The following is a 24,777-nucleotide window of genomic DNA, read 5'->3' as shown; positions in this document are numbered from 1 at the left end:
GTTTCGCCTCCCTCAGCGCATCTTTTCCCGTTAAATCAGAGCGTTGTTTAACAGCTCTGGGGTTCAGGTGAAAAAGAAATTAATTACGAGCGCTGGCAATTTCACACCAGCGCGTTTTGCGCTGCTCTGTTTTGCTATTTTCTGCAGTCTGGCTTTTTTACTGGGTCGTGTTGCCTGGCTACAAATCATCAAACCAGACAACCTGGTGAAGCAGGAAGATATGCGATCGCTGCGTCAGCTGACGATTGATGCTCCACGAGGGATGATCACGGATCGTGAAGGCCGACCTCTGGCGGTCAGCGTGCCCGTCAGAGCCGTATGGGCCGACCCTAAAACGGTACTCGCAAAAGGGGGCGTTGGTTTTGACGATCGCTGGCAGGCGCTTGCGAGCGCGCTTCATCTCTCCCTGAATACCCTCTCTTCGCGCATTAACGCCAATCCCAGGGGCCGGTTCATTTACCTGGCTCGTCAGGTTGATCCTGCGCAGGCCAAATGGATTGATAAACTGAATTTGCCGGGAATTAACCTGCGTGATGAATCGCGCCGTTTTTACCCGGCAGGCCACGTGGCGGCCAATCTGATTGGCTTCACCAATATTGACGGGCAGGGCATTGAAGGGGTGGAAAAAAGCTTTAATACTCAGCTGACGGGTAAAGCGGGTGTCCGACAGGTAAGGGAGGATCGCTACGGCCGGGTGGTTGAAAACCTGACGGAAGTTGCGCCCACGCCAGCGCATAACATTCAGCTCAGCATCGACGAGCGGCTACAGACCATTACCGAAGACGCGCTGGATAATGCCGTGGCCTGGAATAAGGCCGAGTCAGGGGCATCGGTATTGATCAATATCCCAACCGGCGAAATACTCGCCATGGCGAGTTACCCGGACTTCAACCCCAATAACCGGGAAGGCGCGACAATTAACGATTTTCGTAACCGGGCTATTAGCGATACGTTCGAACCCGGTTCGACCGTTAAACCGCTGGTGCTGATGACGGCGCTGCAGCAGGGGCTGGTCCAGCCGGACAGCGTGATTGACACCCATCCTTATACACTTGATGGACACCGTATTCGCGACGTGGGCTACTACCCGGAGCTGACGATGACCGGGATCCTGCAGAAATCGAGCGATACCGGAGTCTCCCGGCTCTCGCTGGCGATGCCCATACAGCACCTTCTTGATACCTACCGGAACTTTGGTTTTGGCACGAACACGGGTCTTGGCTTAACGGGTGAGAGCGCGGGCCTGTTGCCACAGCGTAAGTACTGGAGCCAGCTCGACCGCGCGACCTTTGCCTTCGGCTATGGCCTGATGGTGACGCCGCTCCAGCTTGCCCACGTCTATGCGACGATTGGCGGATTTGGACTGGAGCGTCCCCTGTCGATCACCCGCATCGATCCCCCCGTTATCGGGCACCGCGTTATGCCGGAGGAGATCGCGCATGAGGTGGAGCATATGATGGAGAGCGTTGCGCTACCCGGTGGCGGTGGCGTTAAGGCCGCGGTGCGTGATTACCGCGTGGCGGTAAAAACCGGTACGGCGAAGAAGATTGATGACAGCGGCAAATATGTCGATAAATATGTCGCCTATACCGCGGGCGTCGCGCCTGCGAGCGATCCGCGTTTTGCGCTGGTCGTGGTGATTAACGAGCCTCAAAACGGGGCGTACTACGGTGGGGCGGTTTCAGCGCCGGTTTTCAGCGAAATCATGGGCAACGTGCTGCGCCTGGAGAATATAAAACCTGATGGCCTCCCGGCCGGTTCTGACCACCTTATCGTCATGCGGTAATCCAGCCGTTTTATAGCGGGGCGAATAGCGGTACACTTCGCCCTTTGGTTTATGCCCCGGAGTTGCCATGTCCTTCAGTTGCCCCCTTTGTCATGCGTCGCTGATGCGCTCAGATAAAAGTTATCGTTGTCCGCAGGGACATCAGTTTGATATGGCGAAAGAAGGATATGTGAATCTTCTGCCGGTGCAGCATAAGCGCTCCCGCGATCCGGGCGATAGTGCGGAGATGATGCAGGCACGCCGTGCATTTCTCGATGCCGGACACTATCTGCCGCTGCGGGAGACAGTTGCGCAGATGCTGGATGATATGTTGCCTGATTCGGCGTCCGCCATGCTGGATATCGGTTGTGGAGAAGGATACTACACCGCGCGGTTTGCGGAAGTGGCGCGTGAGAAGGGGGCCGTAACATTCGGTCTCGACGTGTCGAAAGTGGCCATTCGCGCGGCGGCTAAACGCTACGCTGGCGTGACGTACTGCGTGGCTTCAAGCCACCGGTTGCCGTTCGAAGATGCCAGTATGGACGCTATCATCCGCATCTATGCTCCCTGTAAAGCGCAAGAGCTTGCACGGGTGGTGAAACCCGGCGGATGGGTCATCACCGTCACACCCGGCCCGCGTCACCTGATGGAACTGAAAGGGCTCATCTATGATGACGTGCGTCTGCATGCCCCCCATTCTGAACAGCTGGCCGGTTTTACGCTGAAGCAGGAGCAGTCAGTGGCGTATCAAATGGATCTGGAGGGGCAGGAGGCGGTAGCACTGTTGCAGATGACGCCGTTCGCGTGGCGGGCAAAACCGGAAGTTTGGGCGGCGCTAGCGGCCCGGACGACGTTTAGCTGCCAGACAGATTTCAGTATCCATGTCTGGCAGCGCGACGCTTAACCCGCGAAGTGTGCCCAGAGGATCTGGGCACCAATGCCGATCAAAACGATACCGCCTAAGATCTCGGCGCGTTTACCCAGTAGCGGGCCGATAAAGCGTCCGACCATTATGCCCAGCGTGGACATAATAAGTGTTGCACAGCCAATGGCCAGCGCAGTGGCGATAATGTTAACCTGCAGGAAAGCCAGACCCACCCCGACGGCCATGGCGTCAAGGCTTGTGGCGATAGCGGTCGTCACCAGCAGCCAGAATCCATGGCGGTATTGCGGTTCCGCATCTTCATCATCCCCGCCGCGAAAACCCTCGATGACCATTCGGCCACCGAGAAACACCAGCAGAACGAACGCGATCCAGTGATTCCACTCGAGCACGAACTGGCTGGCGAGCATACCCAGACCCCAACCCATGAGCGGTGTCAGCGTTTCGATGGCGCCAAAAATCAGCCCGGTACGCAGTGCTTCTGAGAATTTAGGTTTGTGGAGCGTGGCACCCTTGCCAATGGAGGCAGCAAAAGCGTCCATGGACATGCCAAAAGCGAGAAGGATCGTAGCGGAGATATTCATAACAGCGTCCAGACCGGGGATATCCATATGACACATCACTGCCCCCAGTAAACAGCAGTTGATGTATCTATGGTCTCGCCTGATCTCTTTTGCACCGTAAGCGTGCTGAAAGCGATCCGTACGTGCCACGTTTTTCAACGAGTATGTTGACACGTACATTTCCTGCGTGCAGGAAATCGGCTACTCCCCAACGACGGGCGCAACCTTAACATATTTTGAGAATATAAAACAACATCGAGGAAGGCTTAATTTACTCGCTTTCTTGATAACGATTTTCATTTAGGTTTATGCGTGAAAATATCGTTAATGAATATAAGTCAAAAGAGGATAGCAGATATAGCAACGGCTATATTCAGGGTGAGAAAATAGCGTAATATATAGCCGATGCTATAAATTTAACTCATTGAGTTTTAAGGAGTAATGTGTATATTTTCTCAAGGTCATCAATATTCTTGACCCGGATGAGCAGGCGGCGTTGTTCTAATTGCATCACTAACACACCGTCTTCGGATAAATTCATCTCTTTAATGCGGTTATATTCTATCCATACGTTGGCGAAGAAGAATCCGTGTTTTTTAAAAATGAGTTTTGGCGAACGGATCCAGAAAAGGTAAATCGCCATTAATGCCAGCGCACATAATAACCATGTGGTTAATATTGCACCGTGGCTGGTGACGTTATTGTAGATCAGAATGACCACCAGACCCGCGAAGATAAACGCATCAATGCGTCCGCGGCGTAAGAGGGGAAGGGTCAGTAGCGTCTCGCCGTGGCGGCGAGGCATAATGAACTCGTCATAGATAGCGTAAGCCAGAAGGGCAACAATAAATAAAACCAGTACGATGTCCGTGACAGTCATTCATCCTCCGGATAACCGATAAAAAACCGGGGGCAAGCCCCCGGCGTCTCACGTTACTGCTTTACAGACCCAGCAGGCCGACAGCGTAGCCCGCGATACCGATGACGAAGAAGCCAACGATGATCCACAGCGGGTTCACCTTCTTACGCAGCAGCCACATACAGGCGAAGGTCAACAGCAGCGGTACCAGGCCCGGCATCAGCTGATCCAGGATAGTCTGCACGGTGGTAACGCGGGTCTGACCATCCTGGCCGGTGATGGTCGATACCACCAGCGGGATGTTCACGTGCGTCCACTTGTTCACCAGTGCCCCCATCACAAACAGGCCCAGGATTGACGCCCCCTCGGTCAGTTTCTGCAGGAAGCCGCCGCCCATATCCTTAACAATATCCACGCCCTTGCGGTAGCCGTAGGCCACGCCGTAGTAACGTGTCAGCAGTCGCACTGCGTTGAACAGGATAAAGAACAGCAGAGGACCGAGCAGGCTGCCGCTCATGGCGATCCCCGCCCCCAGTGCTGCAAAGACCGGACGAACCGTACCCCAGAAGATAGGGTCACCTACACCGGCCAGAGGACCCATCAGACCGACTTTGATACCGTTGATCGCACCATCGTCAATCTCTGCGCCGTTGGCACGCTGCTCTTCCATCGCCAGCGTTACGCCCAGAACCGGCGCGGCTACATATGGATGGGTGTTGAAAAATTCCAGGTGACGCTTAATCGCCTGACGTCGTGCTTCGTTATTTTCCGGGTACAGGCGCTTGATCGCCGGTACCATGGAGAAGCAGAAGCCCAGCGCCTGCATACGTTCGAAGTTCCATGAACCCTGAAACAGGTTAGAACGGATGAACACGCCACGAATATCACCCGGAGTGAGTTTTTTCTCGGTGGTAGTTTTTGTCATATCAACCATTTCGCTCACCTGTTAGTCCAGTTCGTTATCGAGATCGTTGTTACCAGCAGCCTGCGCTGGGGCACCCGCAACGCGGTTATATTTCGGGCTGAGCTGGATGTAGAGAATTGCCATTACGGCACCAATGACACCCAGTGCAACCAGGTTGAAGTTGGTGAATGCTGCGGTGACGAAGCCGAGGTAGAAGAACGGCATCAGGTAGCCTGCGCGCATCATGTTAATGACCATCGCATAACCAACGACCACGATCATACCGCCCGCGATGTTCAGACCGCCGGTGACCACTTCTGGAATGGCGTTCAGCATGCTCTGGACTTCACTGGTACCGACTGAGATCGCAACGATAACCGCCGGAATGGCGATACGCATCGCCTGCAGGAACAGGGATGAAACGTGGATCCAGGAGAGTGCCGTGAGGTTGCCGTTTTCGGCCGCCTTATCCGCCGCGTGCTGGAAAGCAACGGTGATGGTACGTACGATAATGGTCAGAACCTGGCCTGCTGCAGCCAGAGGAATGGCCAGAGCGATACCTGCACCGATACTCTGATGACCGGCAATAACCAGAACGGTCGAAATGATGGAGGCCAGCGCGGCATCTGGCGCAACGGCAGCACCGATGTTCATCCAGCCGAGGGCGATCATTTCCAGCGTACCCCCGATGATGATACCGGTTTTCATATCACCCAGTACGGCACCAATCAACGTACAGGCCACCAGAGGACGGTGGAACTGAAATTCATCAAGTACGGATTCCATACCCGCAATACATGCGACGACGAACACCAGCACAATCTGAAGAGTGGTAATCTCCATTGTACTTCTCCTATTACATAAGCTTTATGTGAAAAACCGGCGCGGGCTTATTTCCCAACTTTACCGATCAAATCCATCATTTTCAGTTTCTGGTCAGTGGAAACTTTACGGGCTTCCAGCTCAATACCGCGCGCATTCAGCTTGTTGAATGCCTCGATATCTTTCGCATCGACTGAAATGGCGTTGTTGACCTGCGTTTTGCCCTGACGGAACGCCATACCCCCAATGTTCACGGAGGTGATTTTCACGCCGCCTTCAACAATGCGCTCAACGTCTGTCGGGTTAGTAAACAGCAGCATTACGCGCTCACCCGCGTATTTCGGGTTGTTGTAAACGCGGATCATCTTGGCGACATCCACCACGTGCGCGGTGACGCCAGGAGGAGCAACCTGAGTCAGAAGGGTTTTACGTACGGTGTCGGCGGCAACTTCGTCGCTGACGACGATAATGCGGCGAACGTTGGTCTCTTTAGTCCAGCGCGTTGCCACCTGGCCGTGGATTAATCGGTCATCAATACGTGCAAGGCCGATGACCATATAATCATTCGGGCCCATGGGTTTTGCCGGTGTAGCCACTTTCGGTGCTGCTGCTGCCGCGGGAGCGGGTTTCTCAACCGGCTGTGCTTTCAGGGCTTTCACGCCCTCACGGCCCGTTTCAACCGCCAGGGCGACAAGCTCATCAAAAGTCGGGTTGTCGTCGCGCGCCATAAAGGTTTCCACCAGCATGGGTATGTTAACGCCGGCGACGACTTCATAATGCTCTTTATCGACGACAATACGGCTGGCAGCATTGAACGGGCTGCCGCCCCATGTATCAACGAGAAACAGCACGCCTTTGCTGGTATCCAGCTTCGAGAGTTGAGCGTTGTACTTCTCAATCAGCGTCTCGGCGTTTTCACCGGGAACGAAATCGATCCAGCCGACGTTTTCCTGCTCGCCCAACAGCATCTCTGCCGTTTTGAGTAGCTGCTCAGCAGCCCAACCATGTGTGCCTATGACAATAGCAATGGTCACTTGCTACCTCCTTTTATTATCATTAATACGCCTGCCGGGCAGACGTACTGAGAATCGTATTGGCGAACCGAATCGATTCAGATAAGGGTTAGAGTTCAAAAAACTAAGACTTCCGCGAATTATTTTAGACAGTGAAAAAATAATTTATGTGATGAAGATCCGTAATTTAGCTTTCCCGATCGAGAAAATTCTCAACACAAATTTAGTCTTATTGCGTTTTTGCAAAAGAACGTAAATCTTTGCTTAAAACCTGGTGTCTCTGATATGTTTAGCCTCCGTTTACCTGTTCAGGAGTATAGGGCTACAGCCCACTATATGGACCGTCACCGACGTCAGTCATCTTTCAGGCCAATTTGCGCCTTTTTCACCGGCGATCCTCGCCATGTACCGACTCTGTCTTCCTCTGTTTTGCCCACGTTGAGTGGGGCACCGTTTCGTCATTCCTTTAGCAGGAGCTTGTCATGGAATTCTTAATGGACCCGTCAATCTGGGTGGGATTGCTCACGCTGGTGGTGCTGGAGATCGTTCTCGGCATCGATAACCTGGTGTTTATCGCCATCCTTGCGGATAAGCTGCCGCCAAAACAGCGTGATAAAGCGCGTCTGATTGGCCTCTCGCTGGCGCTGGTCATGCGACTGGGACTGCTTTCCGTCATTTCCTGGATGGTCACACTGACAAAACCGCTGTTCTCCGTCATGGATTACACCTTCTCCGGGCGTGATTTAATCATGCTGATCGGGGGATATTCCTGCTCTTTAAAGCGACCACGGAACTCCACGAGCGGCTGGAAAACCGTCAGCACGACGATGGACACGGTAAGGGCTACGCCAGTTTCTGGGTGGTGGTGCTGCAGATCGTCGTGCTGGATGCGGTCTTCTCGCTGGATGCGGTAATCACGGCGGTCGGCATGGTGAACCATCTTCCGGTGATGATGGCGGCTGTGGTCATTGCTATGGCGGTCATGCTGCTGGCGTCGAAACCGCTGACGCGTTTCGTCAACCAACATCCGACGGTGGTTGTGCTCTGTCTGAGCTTCCTGCTGATGATTGGTCTGAGCCTGGTAGCGGAAGGTTTTGGCTTCCATATTCCGAAAGGTTATCTGTACGCCGCAATTGGCTTCTCGATCCTGATTGAACTGTTCAACCAGATTGCGCGCCGGAACTTTATTAAGCAGCAGTCGAATCAGCCGCTGCGTGCCCGTACCGCGGATGCCATTCTGCGTCTGATGGGCGGTCGTCGCCAGGTGAACGTTCAGTCTGATACTGAAAACCGTAATCCGGTGCCGGTTCCGGAAGGGGCGTTTGTAGAAGAAGAGCGCTACATGATCAACGGCGTGCTCTCCCTTGCTTCCCGTTCGCTGCGCGGAATCATGACCCCGCGCGGGGAAATCAGCTGGGTCGATGCGAACCTGAGCGTGGATGAAATTCGTCAGCAGTTGCTCTCTTCACCGCACAGCCTGTTCCCGGTGTGTCGCGGTGAACTGGATGAGATCATCGGCGTCGTGCGCGCGAAAGAGATGCTGGTGGCCCTGGAAGAGGGCGTCAACGTCGAAGCCATTGCGGCTGCATCGCCTGCGATTGTTGTGCCGGAAACGCTGGATCCGATCAACCTGCTGGGCGTGTTGCGACGCGCACGCGGCAGCTTCGTTATCGTCACCAACGAGTTCGGTGTGGTGCAGGGGCTGGTCACGCCGCTGGACGTGCTGGAAGCGATTGCCGGTGAGTTCCCGGATGCCGACGAAACGCCTGAGATCGTCGCCGACGGCGAAGGCTGGCTGGTTAAAGGCACGACCGACCTGCACGCGCTCTCGCACACGCTCGGGGTGGAAAACGTGGTCAACGATGAAGAAGACATTGCGACCGTTGCCGGTCTGGTTATCGCCGTGAACGGGCAAATCCCGCGTATCGGGGATGTGATTGAGTTGCCGCCGCTGCACATTACCATTGTTGAAGCCAACGACTATCGCGTTGATATGGTCCGTATTGTTAAAGAACAATCTGTCCACGATGAAGAAGAATAGCTCTGCTTAACGCAGGGGCATTAAGGGCACAATGTGTCCGTTATGCTGTGCTGGCGGGGGAGTACTTCCCGCCAGCCATTGTGGAAAGTCTCTCAGCGGCATCGGCCGCGCATAGTAAAATCCCTGCAGGACCGATACACCATGGCGGCGCAGATATCGCGCCTGCTCCTCTGTTTCGACCCCTTCAGCCACCAGTTCGATATTGAGTCGCTGACCCAGTGCAATGATGATATCCGTCACCGTTGAATTCACGGCGTCGGTGCCAATGGCGGTGATAAACGACTGGTCGATTTTTAGTACGTCCGGGTGCAGCTTTTCAAGCCAGGAGAGGGAGCTGTTTCCGGTACCAAAATCGTCGATGGCAAGCTTCACCCCTTTGCGATGCAGTTCGCGCACAATACGATATTCCGCATCCGGAAGGGCATCCCGTTCCGTTAATTCAATCACCAGCTGCTGACGCGGGTTAGCGCTGAACCAGAGGCGGTTCAGGTCCTGTAACAACACCGCGTGACGGAAATGGCTGGCTGCGACGTTAATGCCGATGTGAAAACCGGCGCTGGAAGGAAAGTAGCCTATCTGACGTACGGTTTCGGCGAGGACATAGCGTGTCAGAGGGACAATCAGATTATGTTCTTCCGCCAGAGGAATAAACACTTCCGGGGAGATCCACCCCTGTCGCGGGTTATTCCAGCGCAGCAGAATTTCAACGCCGACGCACGCCTGAGTACGGGCATTCACCAGCGGCTGGCAGAAAAGCTCGAATTCCCGGGCCGCAATGCCCATATCAATCTCCCACGTGAAACTCATCCTGTTCGCCGTCGCCAGCCAGGCGAGATAGCCCAGCAGCAGGCTCAGCATAAGACCCAACGGAAGCTGCGCGGGCAGGGTCTTCAGGGCCAGCTCTCCTGGACCTGGCCCGCTGACGATGATGGAGAAGGGGTTGTGGGTGGATGACAGCTGAACAAGCGCGCCAGCCTTTCCGAAAGTCAGGCTATCAGTGACCCGTTGACCATAGCGCAAAAAACGATCGCCCACGGATAACGCCACATCATCAATAAGTGGACGCTCGGGCTCCAGTATCATTCTGGTGATCAAATCAATATTAATGATCTCAATGACGCCATCTTCCCCGTCCTGGGACACCGGGTTCCACTGGATCAAGATCGGACTGCCCTTCATCAGCCACCGATCGGTCGATAAAATCAGCTTCGGCGTGCTGGCGGGTAATTCCGGGAGAAAGTCGCGGATGGGAATATTACGGCTGCCGAAAACACTGGAGCAATACAGGATACCGTCTTTAATCAGGGCAATGGAGCGTACCGTTTGCAAAATGGCCGCCTGTTTTCGCAGGGCCAAATGTGCCTGAGGGCAGGGCTGACCCACCAGCTGTTGGAACACGCTGCGGCGTTTTTCCAGCGAAAGGAGAAGATTATCCAGAGAGCGAACGGTATGGCTGCTGAAGTCGAGTACCCGCTGCTGGTTAACGTTGCGCTGAGAAATAAAGCGAGCGCCCAGGGTCAGAATGAGCGTAAGGATCGCAACCGTCACACAGACGATAACGCGTTTTCGGCGGTAATGTTTAATGATCGTTTGTGCAGTTTGCATGAACGGTCGCCTGATAAGCCACCAGCCCCAAAAGCCGGACGCAACAGTAAAAGTGTAGTGGGGAAAGCGAAAGGAGACGAGAAAGAGGGGGGAAATTCGCCCATCCGTTGCAGATGGGCGAAAGCGAGTATTAGTCGCACTGCACCTTAATAGCCAGACCACCACGCGACGTCTCACGGTACTTCGCGTTCATGTCTTTGCCGGTTTCGTACATGGTTTCGATGACCTTATCCAGCGACACGCGCGGTTCGCTGGTACGGCGCATCGCCATGCGTGAGGCGTTGATCGCTTTGACAGAGGCAATCGCGTTACGCTCAATGCACGGTACCTGTACCTGGCCCGCGACAGGGTCACAGGTCAGACCGAGGTTATGCTCCATACCAATCTCTGCCGCCACGCAAACCTGTTCAGGGCTTGCACCCAACAGTTCAGCCAGACCGGCGGCAGCCATTGAGCAGGCAACGCCCACTTCACCCTGACAGCCCACTTCCGCACCGGAGATGGACGCGTTCATCTTGTACAGCGCGCCGATGGCCCCTGCCGCGAGGAAATAGCGGATAAAGATATCGGGCGTGACAGGCTCAATAAAGTGATCGTAGTAGGCCAGTACCGCTGGAACGATACCGCAGGCACCGTTGGTTGGCGCCGTCACGACGCGGCCACCGGCGGCGTTCTCTTCGTTAACCGCCAGGGCAAACATGTTTACCCAGTCGACCACGTTCATCGGGTCATTCGAGAATTTATCCGTAGTCACCAGCATACGGCGCAGGGCAGAGGCACGACGCGGCACGCGCAGTGGCCCAGGCAATACGCCTTCGGTGTTCATCCCGCGGTCAATACAGGCGCGCATGGTTTGCCACACGTTAGCAAAATAGTCTTCAATCTCTTTTTTGCTGTGCAGCGCCAGTTCGTTCTGCATAACCATACCGGACAGGGAAAGACCGGTCTCTTTGCAGTACCCCAACATCTCGGTAGCCGACTTAAACGGATACGGGACGCTGACGTCGCCAACGCTGTCTTTGCCAAAATGCTCTTCATCCACGATGAAGCCACCGCCGATGGAGTAGTACGTTTTGCTGTAAATCTCTTTTTCACCGCTCCAGGCATGAATGGTCATGCCGTTTTCATGCAGCGGCAGGTTGTCGCTGCGAAAACGCATGCCGTCATCCTGCGGGAAATCCACTTCATGCTGGCCGTTAGCCAGCAGCAGGCGTCCGCGCGTTTCCACGTCGCGGATAAATGCCGGGATGGCATCAATATCAACAGTGTCCGGCATATTGCCTGCCAGACCCATAATAATGGCGATATCGGTGTGGTGGCCTTTACCCGTTAATGACAGTGATCCGTAAACGTCTACGGCGACACGGGTAACGCTTTCCAGTAATCCTTTTTCGACCAGATCATCGACGAACTGTTTACCGGCCTTCATAGGCCCAACAGTATGGGAAGACGAAGGGCCAATTCCCACTTTAAACATGTCGAATATACTAATCACTTTCACACTCCTGACAGGGTTACCGGGGTTCCAGTAACGATGTTATAACTGCGCATAGTGTAAGAGGGAACACCGACCTCGGCTTAACTATTCACATGAATTAAACTAATGGTTAACGATGGGTTTTGCTAATAGCGCGACGCGGATCGCAAACCTGCAAAAAAGGATGGAATGTAAAGTATAGTCAAGGTTTCAGGCCGATTTGCAGCGCCAGTTCACGAATGATCCCCGCCGTCATGCCCCAGACAAAATAATGCTGATACCAGGACAACCAGACCCGATGATCATGCCCACGACGCTGAATATCCAGCGGATGATAACGGCTGAGCCGGAGCGCCTCTTCAAGCGGCATCTCAAACACGGCTGACACTTCATCGACGCTGGCGTGATACTGCAGGCCCGGCGGGATAATCCCCACCACGGGCGTGACCTGAAAACCGGTCACGCTGTCGACCGGCGGCAGCACGCCTATCACCTCGACCGCCTCAGGCGGGATGGCCACTTCTTCCTGGGCTTCCCGCAGCGCGGCGGCGATCAGCGACGCATCGGTGCTGTCCACCGCGCCTCCGGGAAAAGCAACCTGACCGGCGTGTTTACGCATATGCGGCGAGCGCTGCGTCAACAACAGCCCCGGCTGCTCCCGGCGCACCACCGGGATCAGCACCGCCGCCTGACGTTGATTCAGCGTGGCGCGGTTGACCTGCGGTCGCAAAAGCTGAAAGCGCGACAGAAAATCATCCAGCGTCAGGTTCTCTTTCTCCACCGTTAGTTCTCCAGTTGTTTCAGGATACGGTTAACTTTATCAAAGGTTTCCTGATATTCCGCCTCGACCTGGCTATCCGCCACAATGCCACCGCCTGCAGAGCAGTACAGATTGCCGTCGCAGGCCGTCAGGGTACGAATGGTGATGCTGGTATCCATAGTGCCGCACAGGCTGATATAGCCGATACTGCCGCACCAGGCGTTGCGGCGGTGCGGTTCCAGTTCGTCGATGATCGCCATCGCGCGAATTTTGGGGGCTCCGGTGATGGAGCCGCCCGGAAACGCGGCGCGAAGCAGATCGCAGGCGGTGCGCGTGGCGGGCAGGCGCGCGGTAATGGTGCTGACCAGATGATGTACCGCCGGGAAAGGCTCGACGACAAACAGCTCCGGCACGCGCACGCTGCCGGGTTCGGCGACGCGGCCAATATCGTTACGCATCAGGTCGACGATCATCAGGTTCTCGGCGCGATCTTTCGGCGATGCGGCGAGTTTCTCCGCCTGCTGGCGATCGGCGTTGGGGTCCGCCAGACGCGGTAGTGTGCCTTTAATCGGGCGGGTTTGAATGACCCCTTCGGCCAGATGAATAAAGCGCTCTGGCGACAGGCTGAGGATAGCGCCCTGAGGCAGACGTACGAATGCGCTGAACGGCGCCTTGTTGCTGGCATTAAGACGGGAAAACGCCTGCCACTCATCTCCGTGATAAGTCGCCTGGAAACGCTGGGCAAGGTTCACCTGATAACAGTCGCCGCTTTGCAGATACGCCTGAACGCGCGCGAATTTTTCAGCGTATTCCGTCTCGCTCATATTCGAGCGCCAGCCGGAGGTCAGCCTGAACGTCTGGGCCGGGGCGGGCTGTTGCGCTTCAAGCCAGGCCAGTCGCGCCTGCACGTCACTATGGCTCAGCAGAGAAACCGTTTTTTTCTGGTGATCGACAATTAACGCCCAGTCATACAGCCCCACGGCCATGTCTGGCAGGGAAATATCAGCCTGCGCATGCTCGGGCAGCGTTTCGAAACGGCGACCCAAATCGTAGCCAAACAGACCAAGCGCGCCACCCTGAAAAGGGAGATCCGGGTCTGGGGTGGCGGATAAGCCCAACGCGTTGAGCGCTTGCTGAAGCTGCATCAGGGGATCATCCGTCGGCGCCAGGTCATCGGTTGTCAGCGTTTTAAGCGGGTCGGCAACCAGAATATCAAAGCGGCTGTAGGGGTGATCCGCATGGCCAGAATGCAGCAGCATGGCAAAGGGAAGGTGGCTTATGCGGGCAAACCAGAACTCCGCGGCGTCAGCACGCCAGGGCAACGTCAATACAGTGGGGAAGCGCATGTTCATGTGTGGCATACTACCGGGCAGCGTGAAATAATTAGCGCGAATAATTTAGCAGGAGTTGACGATGTTTGCAGGTTTACCTTCTCTGAGCCATGAACAGCAGCAGAAAGCGGTTGAGCGAATTCAGGAACTGATGTCCCAGGGAATGAGCAGCGGACAGGCGATTACCGTCGTCGCTCAGGAGATTCGCGCCAGTCATTCCGGCGAGCGGATTGTGGCGCGATTCGAAGATGATGATCCAGAAGATCAAGAGGAGTGATCGGGCTTAAACCGCCGCGATAATCTTAATTTCGACCTTATACTCCGGTTTCATCAGCGTGGCCTGTACGGTGCAGCGTACAGGCGCGTGACCCGCCACTACCCATGCATCCCAGGCTTTGTTCATCGCCGCGAAATCATCTTTATTGGCCAGAAAAATGGTCGCATCTAGAATGCGGGATTTATCGCTGCCCTGTTTTTCCAGCACGGCATCAATTTGCGCCAGCGTGTTGGCCGTTTGCTCGAAGGCATCCGCGTCCAGGTTAGCCGGTACGCCAGTGTAGTAGAGCGTCTGGTTGTGGATCACCACATCAGACCAGCGGGCTTCGGCATCAATGCGCTTAATCGTCATAAACGTTTCCTCGTTATTTTTCGTCATCAGGCGGCAAGACTGCCATATTGTGCCGGCGTCGTCACTATTTGGGGTGGCACTGGAGAGGCGGGACTGACATAATCCCTGTGCAAAAATACAGTGAGAGAGCACCGTGGCAGACGATTTTTCCCCTGAAGGTCAGTTAGCACAAGCGATTCCCGGCTTCAAACCGCGTGAACCTCAGCGGCAGATGGCGCATGCCGTAGCGCACGCTATCGACAAGGCGCAGCCGCTGGTGGTCGAGGCCGGTACCGGCACGGGGAAAACCTACGCGTATCTCGCTCCGGCGCTGCGGGCGAAAAAGAAGGTCATTATCTCCACCGGTTCAAAAGCGCTGCAGGATCAGCTCTACAGCCGCGATTTGCCCACCGTGGCGAAAGCGCTGAAATACAAGGGCCGACTGGCGCTGCTGAAAGGCCGTTCTAACTACCTTTGCCTGGAGCGCCTTGAACAGCAGGCGCTGGCGGGCGGCGATCTGCCGGTTCAGACCCTGAGCGACGTGATTATCCTTCGCGCCTGGGCCAACCAGACGGAAGAGGGGGATATCAGCACCTGTGCGAGCGTGCCGGAAGACTCTCCTGCCTGGCCACTGGTGACCAGCACCAACGACAACTGCCTCGGCAGCGACTGTCCGCTGTATAAAGACTGCTTTGTGGTGAAAGCGCGTAAAACGGCAATGGATGCCGATGTGGTGGTGGTCAACCACCATCTGTTCCTCGCAGATATGGTGGTTAAGGACAGCGGCTTCGGTGAGCTGATCCCTGAAGCGGATGTCATGATCTTCGATGAAGCCCACCAGCTTCCGGATATCGCCAGCCAGTATTTTGGCCAGTCGCTCTCCAGCCGCCAGCTGCAGGACCTGGCGAAAGATTTCACCATCGCCTACCGGACCGAACTCAAAGATACCCAGCAGCTGCAGAAGTGTGCCGACCGCCTGGCGCAAAGCGCGCAGGATTTCCGTCTACAGCTTGGTGAACCCGGCTATCGCGGTAACCTGCGCGAGCTGCTGGCGGACAAAAACATCCAGCGCGCGCTGCTGCTGCTCGATGATGCCCTTGAACTCTGTTATGACGTCGCGAAGCTGTCGCTTGGTCGCTCCGCACTGCTGGATGCCGCCTTCGAACGCGCCACGTTGTACCGCGGACGGTTGAAACGGCTGAAAGAAATCAACCAGCCAGGGTACAGCTACTGGTATGAATGCACCTCGCGCCACTTCACCCTGGCGCTTACGCCGCTGACCGTGGCCGATAAATTTAAAGAGGTGATGGCGCAGAAACCGGGAAGCTGGATCTTTACCTCGGCAACCCTGTCGGTGAATGACGATCTGCACCACTTTACCGAGCGCCTCGGCATTGAGCAGGCGGAGTCGCTGCTGCTGCCAAGCCCGTTTGATTATGAAAAGCAGGCGCTGCTCTGCGTCCCGCGCAATTTACCGCTGCCAAACCAGCCGGGCGCCGCGCGTCATCTGGCGGCGATGCTAAAGCCCATGATTGAGGCCAACAACGGGCGCTGCTTTATGCTTTGCACGTCGCACGCCATGATGCGTGACCTCGCCGAGCAGTTCCGTGCCACCATGACCCTGCCAGTGCTGTTGCAGGGGGAAACCAGCAAAGGACAACTGCTCCAGCAGTTTGTCAGCGCCGGTAATGCCCTGCTGGTGGCGACCAGCAGCTTCTGGGAAGGGGTGGATGTGCGTGGCGATACGCTCTCGCTGGTCATTATTGACAAACTGCCGTTTACCTCCCCGGATGACCCGCTGTTGAAAGCGCGGATGGAAGACTGCCGCCTGCGCGGAGGCGATCCGTTCGACGAGGTTCAGCTGCCTGAGGCGGTCATCACGCTCAAGCAAGGGGTAGGGCGCTTAATCCGCGACGTGACCGATCGCGGCGTGCTGGTTATCTGCGATAACCGGCTGGTCATGCGCCCTTACGGCGCAACCTTCCTTGCGAGCCTCCCTCCAGCGCCACGGACGCGGGATATAAAACGCGCGGTGCGTTTTCTGGCAAACCCAACGGCGGAGTAATTTGCCCCGGAGTGTGCTAAGATGCGCGCCATTTTGTGACTGACCCTTGCGAGAGCGCGACGACTGATGCGAATTCTGGCTATTGATACCGCAACAGAGGCTTGCTCTGTTGCTCTGCTGAGTGATGGTGCTGTTTCTGCTCATTTCGAAGAGTGCCCACGGGAACACACCCAACGTATTCTGCCCCTGGTAAAAGACATTTTAACTCAGGGCAACACCGCCTTAACCGACCTTGATGCACTGGCCTTTGGCCGCGGGCCCGGCAGCTTTACGGGCGTCCGTATTGGCATTGGCATTGCTCAGGGACTGGCGCTGGGCGCTGACCTGCCGATGATCGGCGTCTCTACGCTTGCGACGATGGCGCAAGGGGCCTGGCGTATGACGGGCGCCACCCGCGTGCTGGCCGCCATTGATGCCCGCATGGGGGAAGTTTACTGGGCGGAATATACCCGTGATGAGAACGGCGTCTGGCACGGCGAAGAGACGGAAGCGGTACTTAAACCTGACGCGGTCACTGAACGTCTTAAGCAACTGTCCGGCGAGTGGGCGACCGTGGGGACGGGCTGGCCGGCATGGCCAGACATGGCGAACGACACTGGCGTGACGCTGGTGGACGGCAACATGCTGCTGCCAGCGGCGGAAGACATGCTTCCGATTGCCACTCAGCTGCTCGCAGCAGGAAAAACCGTTGCCGTTGAACACGCGGAGCCGGTTTATTTGCGAAACACCGTCGCGTGGAAGAAACTTCCGGGCCGCGAGTGAATCTCAGTAACAGGAACTGAGAAAAAGGAGTCGCATCATGGCGGTTCAGACTAAAGTAGTACGCCTTTTTATGGCAGGCGCGGTTGCCATAGCACTGAGCGGATGCGTATCCGTCCCTGATGCGATCAAGGGCAGTAGCCCGACGCCCCAGCAGGATCTGGTTCGGGTGATGAATGCGCCTGAGCTTTACGTCGGCCAGGAAGCGCGCTTCGGCGGGAAAGTGATCGAGGTGCAGAACCAGCAGGGGAAAACCCGGCTGGAGATTGCTACCGTGCCGCTGGACAGCGGTGCGCGACCTGTACTGGGTGAGGCCTCCCGGGGACGCATCTATGCGGATGTCAGTGGTTTCCTCGATCCCGTTGATTTCCGTGGGCAACTGGTGACCGTCGTCGGACCGATAACCGGCGCCGTGCAGGGTAAAATCGGCAATACGCCTTATAAATTCATGACCATGCAGGTCAATGGGTATAAACGCTGGCGTCTGGCACAGCAGGTGATCATGCCGCCTCAGCCGATTGACCCGTGGATGTGGGGTCCGCATCCTTATCGTTATGGTTACCCGGGTTGGGGCTGGTATAACCCCGGTCCTGCGCAGGTCCAGACGATCGTAACTGAGTAACTTACTGTTATTGCTAGGAAAGAGACAGCGGCTTAGCCGCTGTCTCTGTTTTTTTACGGATAATACGAAAAAAAAGAGTGACGCGCTTCGCAACCTTAAATCTGAACAATTAATAAACTGGTACGCTGAGTTAATATAATGTTAACAAACTGTTTATTATCGGGGTTGTGATGACGACGAACACTCATTTCAGAGGTGATGCATTGAAAAAGGTTTGGCTTAACCGTTATCCCGCAGATGTTCCTGCCGAGATCAATCCTGACCGTTATCAATCCCTGGTTGAATTATTTGAACACTCGGTAAGGCGTTACGCAGACCAGCCCGCATTTGTGAATATGGGCGAGGTAATGACGTTCCGTAAGCTTGAGGAGCGTAGCCGGGCGTTTGCGGCCTATCTGCAGGAAGGGCTTGGGCTGCAAAAAGGAGACCGCGTCGCGCTGATGATGCCGAACCTGCTGCAATACCCGGTGGCGCTGTTCGGCATCCTGCGTGCCGGGATGATTGTCGTCAACGTCAACCCGCTTTACACCCCGCGCGAGCTGGAACACCAGCTCAACGACAGCGGTGCGGTGGCGATAGTTATTGTTTCTAACTTTGCCCATACCCTGGAAAAAGTGGTCGACAAAACCCAGGTTAAACACGTCATCCTGACGCGCATGGGGGATCAGCTGTCCACCGCCAAAGGGACGCTGGTTAACTTTGTGGTTAAATACGTCAAGCGCCTGGTGCCAAAATACCATCTGCCGGATGCCATCTCCTTCCGCCGCGCGCTGCATGCGGGCTATCGCATGCAATACGTTAAACCGGAAGTGGTCTCTGAGGACCTCGCTTTTCTGCAATACACCGGTGGCACAACCGGCGTGGCCAAAGGGGCGATGCTAACCCACCGCAACATGCTGGCAAACCTTGAACAGGTCAATGCCACCTACGGGCCGCTGCTGCATCCGGGCAAAGAACTGGTGATCACGGCGCTACCGCTGTATCACATTTTCGCGCTGACCATGAACTGCCTGCTGTTTATCGAGCTGGGCGGTCAAAACGTCCTGATCACTAACCCGCGAGACATTCCGGGGCTGGTGAAAGAGCTGGCAAAATACCCCTTCACCGCCATGACCGGGGTAAATACCTTGTTCAACGCGCTGCTCAACAATAAAGAATTCCAGCAGCTGGATTTCTCAACGTTGCACCTCTCTGCGGGAGGCGGTATGCCGGTTCAGCAGGCGGTCGCCGAGCGCTGGGTGAAACTCACCGGGCAGTATCTGCTGGAAGGTTATGGCCTGACGGAATGCGCACCGCTGGTCAGCGTCAACCCGCATGACATTGACTACCACAGCGGAAGCATTGGCCTGCCGGTTCCCTCCACGGAGGCCAAACTGGTCGATGACAATGATAACGAAGTCGCGCCGGGCGAACCGGGCGAGCTGTGCGTGAAAGGGCCGCAGGTGATGCTGGGCTACTGGCAACGCCCGGATGCAACAGACGAAATCATTAAAGACGGCTGGCTGCATACCGGCGATATTGCGGTGATGGATGACGAAGGCTTCCTGCGCATCGTCGATCGCAAAAAAGATATGATTCTGGTCTCCGGTTTCAACGTCTATCCGAACGAAATCGAAGACGTGGTCATGCAGCACAGCGGCGTGCTGGAAGTTGCGGCGGTGGGCGTGCCTTCCGGCAGCAGCGGGGAAGCGGTGAAGATATTTGTGGTCAAAAAAGATCCTTCACTCACCGAGGAAGCGCTGATAACGTTCTGTCGTCGTCAGCTGACGGGCTATAAAGTGCCGAAGCTGGTGGAATTCCGCGATGAGCTGCCGAAATCCAACGTCGGGAAGATATTACGACGAGAATTACGTGACGAAGCCCGTGCCAAAGTAGACAATAAGGCCTGAGCTTCACGTTAATCGCCCTGACGCCGGTTAAGCCGGCGTTTTTTATGGGCGCAAACAAAAGAGAATCCGATTTGAATTACCAGATGATCACGACCAACGACGAGCTGGCTTCGCTGTGCGAAGTGACGCGCGACTTTCCTGCCATCGCTCTGGATACCGAGTTTGTCCGTACCCGGACGTACTATCCGCAGCTGGGTTTGATTCAGATGTATGACGGCAAGCACGTCTCGCTGATCGATCCGCTCGGCATCACCGACTGGACGCCGATGCGTGACCTGCTGCTGGATACGGCAGTAACGAAATACCTGCACGCAGGCAGTGAAGATCTGGAAGTTTTTCTGAATACCTTTGGCATCATGCCTCAGCCGCTGATCGATACGCAGATCCTCGCGGCTTTTAGCGGTCGTCCGCTCTCCTGGGGCTTTGCCGCCATGGTGGAGGAGTATACGGGCCTGACGCTGGACAAAAGTGAATCCCGTACTGACTGGCTGGCGCGCCCGCTTACCGAACGTCAGCTGGAATATGCGGCGGCAGACGTGTTTTACCTTCTGCCGATTGCCGGACAACTGATGAAAGAGGCGGAGGCCTCCGGATGGCTCTCTGCCGCGCTGGACGAGTGTCGTATGACGCAGCTGCGTCGCCAGGAAGTGGTTGATCCGAAAGACGCCTGGCGTGATATCAGCAACGCCTGGCAGCTGCGTACGCGTCAGCTGGCGTGCCTGCAGCTGTTAGCGGACTGGCGTTTACGCAAAGCGCGCGAGCGCGATCTGGCGGTTAACTTTGTGGTGCGCGAGGAACATCTCTGGGCAGTTGCGCGCTATATGCCGGGCAGCCTGGGGGAGCTGGACAGCATTGGGCTTTCGGGCAGTGAGATCCGTTTCCACGGTAAAACCCTGCTGGCGCTGGTCGCAAAAGCGCAGGCGTTGCCGGAAGATGCGCTGCCGGAACCGCTGTTGAATCTGGTGGATATGCCGGGTTACCGCAAAGCGTTTAAGGATATCAAAGCGCTGGTGCAGAACGTCGCCACTGAAAGTAAGCTGAGTGCTGAGCTGCTGGCATCGCGTCGTCAGATTAACCAGCTGCTGAACTGGCACTGGAAGCTGAAACCGCAGAATGGCCTGCCGGAACTGATGGCGGGCTGGCGTGGGGAATTGATGGCCGATCGTCTGAATACCCTGCTGGAAGGGTATCCGAGGTAAAAAATATGCCGGGCGATATACCCGGCATATTCCCCCGGTGGCGCTGCGCTTACCGGGGCTACAAAATCACAACCCTACGGGCGCGACTCTTCCGCTTCCGGAAGCGTCACGTTCAGCTCCAGAATCGAAATATCCCCGTCTTTTTGCTCCAGCTGCACCGTGACCATCTCCGGGTCAATCTGTACGTACTTACAGATCACTTCCAGGATGTCCTTACGCAGCTGCGGCAGGTAATGAGGCTCGGCGTCGCTACGACGACGCTCCGCAACGATGATTTGCAGACGTTCTTTTGCGATGTTGGCGGTGTTCTTTTTCCGCGAGAGAAAAAAGTCCAGTAATGCCATAACTTATCCTCCGAACAGGCGTTTGAGGAAACCTTTCTTCTCTTCTTCAATGAAGCGGAAAGGACGTTCTTCTCCCAGCAGACGGTCAACAGTATCAGCATACGCTTTACCTGCATCTGCCGTCGTATCAAGGATCACGGGCTCGCCCTGGTTAGAGGCGCGCAGCACGGACTGGTCTTCCGGGATGACGCCCACCAGTTTAATGCGCAGGATCTCCAGTACGTCTTCCATGCTCAGCATGTCACCCTTGTTGACGCGACCCGGGTTATAACGGGTCAGCAGCAGGTGCTCTTTGATCGGCTCTTCGCCATTTTCCGCACGACGGGATTTGGAGGCGAGGATGCCGAGAATACGGTCGGAGTCACGCACGGATGAGACTTCAGGGTTGGTGGTGATGATCGCTTCATCAGCAAAGTAGAGTGCCATCAGGGCACCGGTTTCGATGCCGGCAGGGGAGTCACAGACAACGAAGTCGAACTCCATTTTTCTCAGTTCCTCGAGTACCTTTTCGACACCTTCACGGGTCAGGGCGTCTTTGTCACGCGTCTGAGAGGCCGGGAGGATGTAGAGGTTCTCGGTGCGCTTGTCTTTAATCAGCGCCTGGTTCAGCGTGGCATCGCCCTGAATGACGTTGACGAAGTCATACACGACGCGACGCTCACACCCCATGATCAGGTCGAGGTTACGCAGGCCGATATCGAAGTCGATAACGACGGTTTTCTTTCCCTTCTGGGCCAAACCAGTAGCGATGGCCGCGCTGGAGGTGGTCTTGCCAACGCCTCCTTTACCCGAAGTAACAACAATAATGCGTGCCATAGAAATTCCTTGTTAAAAAGGGATCAATTCAACGGTTGAACGGTCAACGCGTCGTCTGCCAGTCGCAGACGAGCCGCTTTGCCATAAAATTCGGCTGGGATCTTGTCGCTCAGCCAATATTCACCTGCGATGGACACAAGTTCCGCCGTCAGGTGAGTACAAAATATTTGCGCGTCCCGATCGCCACTTGCGCCTGCGAGCGCACGTCCACGCATCATACCGTAAACGTGAATATTGCCATCTGCAATAAGCTCTGCGCCAGCACTGACGTGGCTTGTAACAATCAGATCACAGTTTGGTGCATAAATGCGCTGACCGGAACGAACCGGTACGTCAATCATTCGCGTTTTTGTGACGGGAGTAACGTTTTGCACCACAGGAGGGGGCGCCTGCACGGCAGCAGAGGCTGCACGCGGGGCTTTTTCTTTACCTTCATTAAGAAGGGGCAGCCCGGCACGGTCGATTTCCGCTTTCAGCTCGCTATCTTTACAGCCACTGATGCCGACAATTCGCAGGCCAGTAGAGGAGACGGCCTGCTGGAGAAGTTTCCAGTTAACCGGAGCCTCAAGACCACTCACGTTGATAACAACAGGGGCGTGTTTCAGAAAAGCGGGAGCCTGCGCGATTTTGTCTTCTAACGCCTGACGAATAACCTCGGGTTTTGCATCATGCAAATGTACCACTGATAAGGTGAAGCTACTGCCTTTAAGCTCGATGGGCGTGTTTGACATCCTGGCCTTACTCAATTTGCTATTAACCGCAACCATTCGCTGCGATATTCCGAAGAGTATCAGGCATGTTATAGTCAGGAGTATATTGAGGCAAGCAACCACCCATTAATTCAGAGTAAAAACATGTTTTGTGTGATCTACAGAAGTACAAGCCGTGACCAGACCTATCTTTATGTCGAAAAGAAAGACGATTTTTCACGCGTGCCTGAAGAATTAATGAAGAGCTTTGGCCGCCCCCAGCTGGCGATGCTGCTGCCGCTGGATGGTCGTAAGAAACTGGTCAATGCCGATCTGGATAAAGTGAAAACGGCATTAGCCGAGCAAGGCTATTATTTACAGCTTCCACCACCGCCTGAGAATTTATTAAAACAGCACCTTGAGGCGAACGGGAAAAAATAGTCTCAGCTGTTTCGGGCGCATCACATCAACCGATTAGGGGTCGAGCATGTATCAACATCATAACTGGCAAGGTGCGTTACTGGATTATCCCGTCAGCAAAGTGGTCTGCGTGGGCAGTAACTACGCAAAGCATATTCAGGAGATGGGCAGCGCAACACCAGAAGAGCCGGTTCTGTTTATTAAGCCAGAGACGGCGCTTTGCGATATCCGCCAGCCGCTGGCGTTGCCGCAGGGGCTGGGGTCAGTGCATCACGAAGTTGAGCTCGCGGTGCTGATCGGCGCCACGCTGCGCCAGGCCTCCGAAGAGCATGTTCAGAAAGCGATTGCTGGCTACGGCGTCGCGCTGGATCTGACGCTGCGTGATGTGCAGGGAAAAATGAAGAAGGCCGGGCAGCCGTGGGAAAAAGCCAAAGGCTTTGACAACGCGTGTCCGATTTCGGGATTCATTCCGGTCAGTGAATTTACCACCGATCCACAGGACACGCCGCTCAGCCTGAAGGTGAACGGTGACATCCGCCAGCAGGGCAGCACGGCAGACATGATCCATAAGATTGTGCCGCTGATTGCCTACATGAGCCGCTTCTTCACCCTGAAACCCGGAGATGTGATCCTGACCGGTACGCCTGAAGGGGTTGGCCCGCTCCTCAGCGGCGATGAACTGGAGGTCGGTTTTAACGGCCTGTCGCTGAAAACCCGCGTGCTGTAACCACATCTTGCCGCCTGAAGAGGGCGGCAAAACTTGCAACAACGTGCCAGACTCGTTATAAGGTGCGCTTTCTTTTGACGTGTGGACATCCTGATGAACGACATCCCTTTCTGGCAAAGCAAAACTCTTGACGACATGACTGACGCGGAATGGGAATCATTGTGCGACGGCTGCGGGCAGTGCTGCCTGCATAAGCTGATGGATGAAGATACGGACGAAATCTACTTCACCAACGTGGCCTGCAAGCAGTTGAACATTAAAACCTGCCAGTGCCGCAACTATGAGCGTCGGTTCGAATTTGAGCCGGACTGCATCAAGTTAACCCGTGATAATCTGCCCACCTTTGAATGGCTGCCCCATACCTGCGCGTATCGCCTGCTGGCGGAAGGGAAAGGGTTACCAGACTGGCATCCGTTGCTCACCGGTTCGAAAGCGGCGATGCACGGCGAGCGTATTTCGGTGCGCCACATCGCCGTGAAAGAGTCCGAGGTGCGGGACTGGGAAGACCATATTATGAATCACCCTAATCGGTGATAATAAAAAATCCGCCGAGGCGGGTTTTTTATTATGCGCTGTTGTGTCGGGTGGCGCTGCGCTTACCCGACCTACAAAACTGA

Annotated in this window: 25 protein-coding genes, 1 pseudogene and 1 riboswitch; of the genes and pseudogenes, 13 read left to right on the top strand and 13 right to left on the bottom strand. The window is 55.5% G+C overall.

What is annotated here, in order from left to right; all coding sequences use genetic code 11:
* The first annotated feature begins 67 nt into the window (after positions 1–67).
* Positions 68–1,786 carry a peptidoglycan glycosyltransferase FtsI gene (gene ftsI / locus A4308_RS17800; protein WP_045281187.1) on the top strand — a complete coding sequence of 573 codons (1,719 nt, stop codon included), beginning with the start codon at positions 68–70 and terminating at the stop codon, positions 1,784–1,786.
* A gap of 67 nt (positions 1,787–1,853) precedes the next feature.
* Positions 1,854–2,669, top strand: a complete 816-nt coding sequence (gene rlmA / locus A4308_RS17795) for a 23S rRNA (guanine(745)-N(1))-methyltransferase (RefSeq protein ID WP_045134181.1) — start codon at positions 1,854–1,856, stop codon at positions 2,667–2,669.
* On the opposite strand, the gene mntP is transcribed toward rlmA, so the two are convergent.
* From mntP to manX, 5 genes are all read right to left on the bottom strand, one after another.
* Positions 2,666–3,232 (bottom strand): manganese efflux pump MntP, encoded by a 567-nt coding sequence (gene mntP, locus A4308_RS17790; protein ID WP_045281244.1) that lies wholly within the window; start codon positions 3,230–3,232, stop codon positions 2,666–2,668. The genes rlmA and mntP overlap by 4 nt on opposite strands.
* 10 nt (positions 3,233–3,242) lie before the next feature.
* A riboswitch (yybP-ykoY riboswitch) is annotated at positions 3,243–3,433 on the bottom strand.
* A 199-nt stretch (positions 3,434–3,632) separates the two neighbouring features.
* A complete protein-coding gene (locus A4308_RS17785; RefSeq protein WP_047026974.1) occupies positions 3,633–4,091 on the bottom strand; it encodes a DUF986 family protein in 459 nt (152 codons plus the stop codon).
* Between the two features lie 61 nt (positions 4,092–4,152).
* Complete coding sequence (locus A4308_RS17780; protein WP_006810994.1) at positions 4,153–5,004, bottom strand: PTS mannose transporter subunit IID; 852 nt, start codon at positions 5,002–5,004, stop codon at positions 4,153–4,155.
* Positions 5,005–5,016: 12 nt separating this feature from the next.
* On the bottom strand, positions 5,017–5,817 hold the full coding sequence (gene manY, locus A4308_RS17775) for a PTS mannose transporter subunit IIC (RefSeq protein ID WP_008500490.1): 801 nt from the start codon (positions 5,815–5,817) through the stop codon (positions 5,017–5,019).
* Positions 5,818–5,864: 47 nt separating this feature from the next.
* A complete protein-coding gene (gene manX / locus A4308_RS17770) occupies positions 5,865–6,830 on the bottom strand; it encodes a PTS mannose transporter subunit IIAB (protein ID WP_023330636.1) in 966 nt (321 codons plus the stop codon).
* A gap of 264 nt (positions 6,831–7,094) precedes the next feature.
* Here manX and A4308_RS23025 point away from each other — a divergent pair, with 264 nt between their 5' ends.
* Both A4308_RS23025 and yoaE read left to right on the top strand, forming a co-directional pair.
* Positions 7,095–7,304 carry a protein YoaL gene (locus A4308_RS23025; RefSeq protein WP_370991304.1) on the top strand — a complete coding sequence of 70 codons (210 nt, stop codon included), beginning with the start codon at positions 7,095–7,097 and terminating at the stop codon, positions 7,302–7,304.
* Positions 7,292–8,850: pseudogene (gene yoaE / locus A4308_RS17765) on the top strand (CNNM family cation transport protein YoaE). The gene A4308_RS23025 and the pseudogene yoaE overlap by 13 nt, the downstream one beginning before the upstream one ends.
* A 6-nt stretch (positions 8,851–8,856) precedes the next feature.
* Here the strand turns inward: yoaE and A4308_RS17760 are convergent.
* From A4308_RS17760 to pabB, 4 genes are all read right to left on the bottom strand, one after another.
* The gene (locus tag A4308_RS17760) at positions 8,857–10,455 is read right to left on the bottom strand and encodes an EAL domain-containing protein (protein ID WP_045281190.1); all 1,599 of its coding nucleotides are present in this window, start codon (positions 10,453–10,455) and stop codon (positions 8,857–8,859) included.
* A 130-nt stretch (positions 10,456–10,585) separates the two neighbouring features.
* Positions 10,586–11,950, bottom strand: coding sequence for an L-serine ammonia-lyase (gene sdaA, locus A4308_RS17755; protein WP_045281191.1), 1,365 nt, complete (start codon positions 11,948–11,950; stop codon positions 10,586–10,588).
* A 184-nt stretch (positions 11,951–12,134) separates the two neighbouring features.
* On the bottom strand, positions 12,135–12,713 hold the full coding sequence (locus A4308_RS17750) for a CoA pyrophosphatase (RefSeq protein ID WP_014884275.1): 579 nt from the start codon (positions 12,711–12,713) through the stop codon (positions 12,135–12,137).
* A gap of 2 nt (positions 12,714–12,715) precedes the next feature.
* Positions 12,716–14,044, bottom strand: a complete 1,329-nt coding sequence (gene pabB, locus A4308_RS17745) for an aminodeoxychorismate synthase component 1 (RefSeq protein WP_014884274.1) — start codon at positions 14,042–14,044, stop codon at positions 12,716–12,718.
* 61 nt (positions 14,045–14,105) lie between these two features.
* On the opposite strand from pabB, the gene A4308_RS17740 reads away from it, so the two are divergent.
* Positions 14,106–14,300: a YoaH family protein gene (locus tag A4308_RS17740; protein ID WP_014884273.1), complete on the top strand. Its 195-nt coding sequence runs from the start codon at positions 14,106–14,108 to the stop codon at positions 14,298–14,300.
* 6 nt (positions 14,301–14,306) lie between these two features.
* On the opposite strand, the gene A4308_RS17735 is transcribed toward A4308_RS17740, so the two are convergent.
* Positions 14,307–14,651, bottom strand: coding sequence for a RidA family protein (locus A4308_RS17735; protein ID WP_014884272.1), 345 nt, complete (start codon positions 14,649–14,651; stop codon positions 14,307–14,309).
* Positions 14,652–14,784: 133 nt separating this feature from the next.
* Here A4308_RS17735 and A4308_RS17730 point away from each other — a divergent pair, with 133 nt between their 5' ends.
* From A4308_RS17730 to rnd, 5 genes are all read left to right on the top strand, one after another.
* Positions 14,785–16,695, top strand: a complete 1,911-nt coding sequence (locus tag A4308_RS17730) for an ATP-dependent DNA helicase (RefSeq protein WP_023330632.1) — start codon at positions 14,785–14,787, stop codon at positions 16,693–16,695.
* Positions 16,696–16,761: 66 nt separating this feature from the next.
* Positions 16,762–17,457, top strand: a complete 696-nt coding sequence (tsaB, locus tag A4308_RS17725) for a tRNA (adenosine(37)-N6)-threonylcarbamoyltransferase complex dimerization subunit type 1 TsaB (RefSeq protein ID WP_014884270.1) — start codon at positions 16,762–16,764, stop codon at positions 17,455–17,457.
* A gap of 37 nt (positions 17,458–17,494) precedes the next feature.
* A complete protein-coding gene (locus A4308_RS17720; protein WP_014884269.1) occupies positions 17,495–18,076 on the top strand; it encodes a Slp family lipoprotein in 582 nt (193 codons plus the stop codon).
* A gap of 203 nt (positions 18,077–18,279) precedes the next feature.
* The gene (gene fadD, locus A4308_RS17715; RefSeq protein ID WP_014884268.1) at positions 18,280–19,965 is read left to right on the top strand and encodes a long-chain-fatty-acid--CoA ligase FadD; all 1,686 of its coding nucleotides are present in this window, start codon (positions 18,280–18,282) and stop codon (positions 19,963–19,965) included.
* 71 nt (positions 19,966–20,036) lie between these two features.
* Positions 20,037–21,164, top strand: coding sequence for a ribonuclease D (gene rnd / locus A4308_RS17710; protein ID WP_108444100.1), 1,128 nt, complete (start codon positions 20,037–20,039; stop codon positions 21,162–21,164).
* Positions 21,165–21,238: 74 nt separating this feature from the next.
* Here the strand turns inward: rnd and minE are convergent, their stop codons facing one another.
* Genes minE through minC form a run of 3 tightly spaced genes read right to left on the bottom strand, consistent with a single transcriptional unit; the run spans position 21,239 to position 23,055 of the window.
* On the bottom strand, positions 21,239–21,508 hold the full coding sequence (gene minE / locus A4308_RS17705; protein WP_008500504.1) for a cell division topological specificity factor MinE: 270 nt from the start codon (positions 21,506–21,508) through the stop codon (positions 21,239–21,241).
* A 3-nt stretch (positions 21,509–21,511) separates the two neighbouring features.
* On the bottom strand, positions 21,512–22,324 hold the full coding sequence (gene minD / locus A4308_RS17700) for a septum site-determining protein MinD (RefSeq protein WP_014884266.1): 813 nt from the start codon (positions 22,322–22,324) through the stop codon (positions 21,512–21,514).
* Between the two features lie 23 nt (positions 22,325–22,347).
* Complete coding sequence (minC, locus tag A4308_RS17695) at positions 22,348–23,055, bottom strand: septum site-determining protein MinC (RefSeq protein WP_014884265.1); 708 nt, start codon at positions 23,053–23,055, stop codon at positions 22,348–22,350.
* A 123-nt stretch (positions 23,056–23,178) separates the two neighbouring features.
* On the opposite strand from minC, the gene A4308_RS17690 reads away from it, so the two are divergent.
* The 3 genes from A4308_RS17690 (at position 23,179) to A4308_RS17680 (ending at position 24,694) form a co-directional block, all read left to right on the top strand.
* Positions 23,179–23,454 carry a YcgL domain-containing protein gene (locus A4308_RS17690; RefSeq protein ID WP_014884264.1) on the top strand — a complete coding sequence of 92 codons (276 nt, stop codon included), beginning with the start codon at positions 23,179–23,181 and terminating at the stop codon, positions 23,452–23,454.
* Positions 23,455–23,500: 46 nt separating this feature from the next.
* Positions 23,501–24,160 (top strand): fumarylacetoacetate hydrolase family protein, encoded by a 660-nt coding sequence (locus tag A4308_RS17685; protein ID WP_045134178.1) that lies wholly within the window; start codon positions 23,501–23,503, stop codon positions 24,158–24,160.
* Between the two features lie 93 nt (positions 24,161–24,253).
* Positions 24,254–24,694, top strand: a complete 441-nt coding sequence (locus tag A4308_RS17680) for a YcgN family cysteine cluster protein (protein ID WP_014884262.1) — start codon at positions 24,254–24,256, stop codon at positions 24,692–24,694.
* Positions 24,695–24,777: the final 83 nt, after the last annotated feature.

Origin of the sequence: Enterobacter sp. ODB01 (genome assembly GCF_001623605.1) — a bacterium.
GTDB classification, from domain to species: Bacteria; Pseudomonadota; Gammaproteobacteria; order Enterobacterales; family Enterobacteriaceae; genus Enterobacter; species Enterobacter kobei.
The sequence above is the reverse complement of the archived record's forward strand: the minus strand, read 5'-3'. Positions and strand labels throughout refer to the sequence as shown.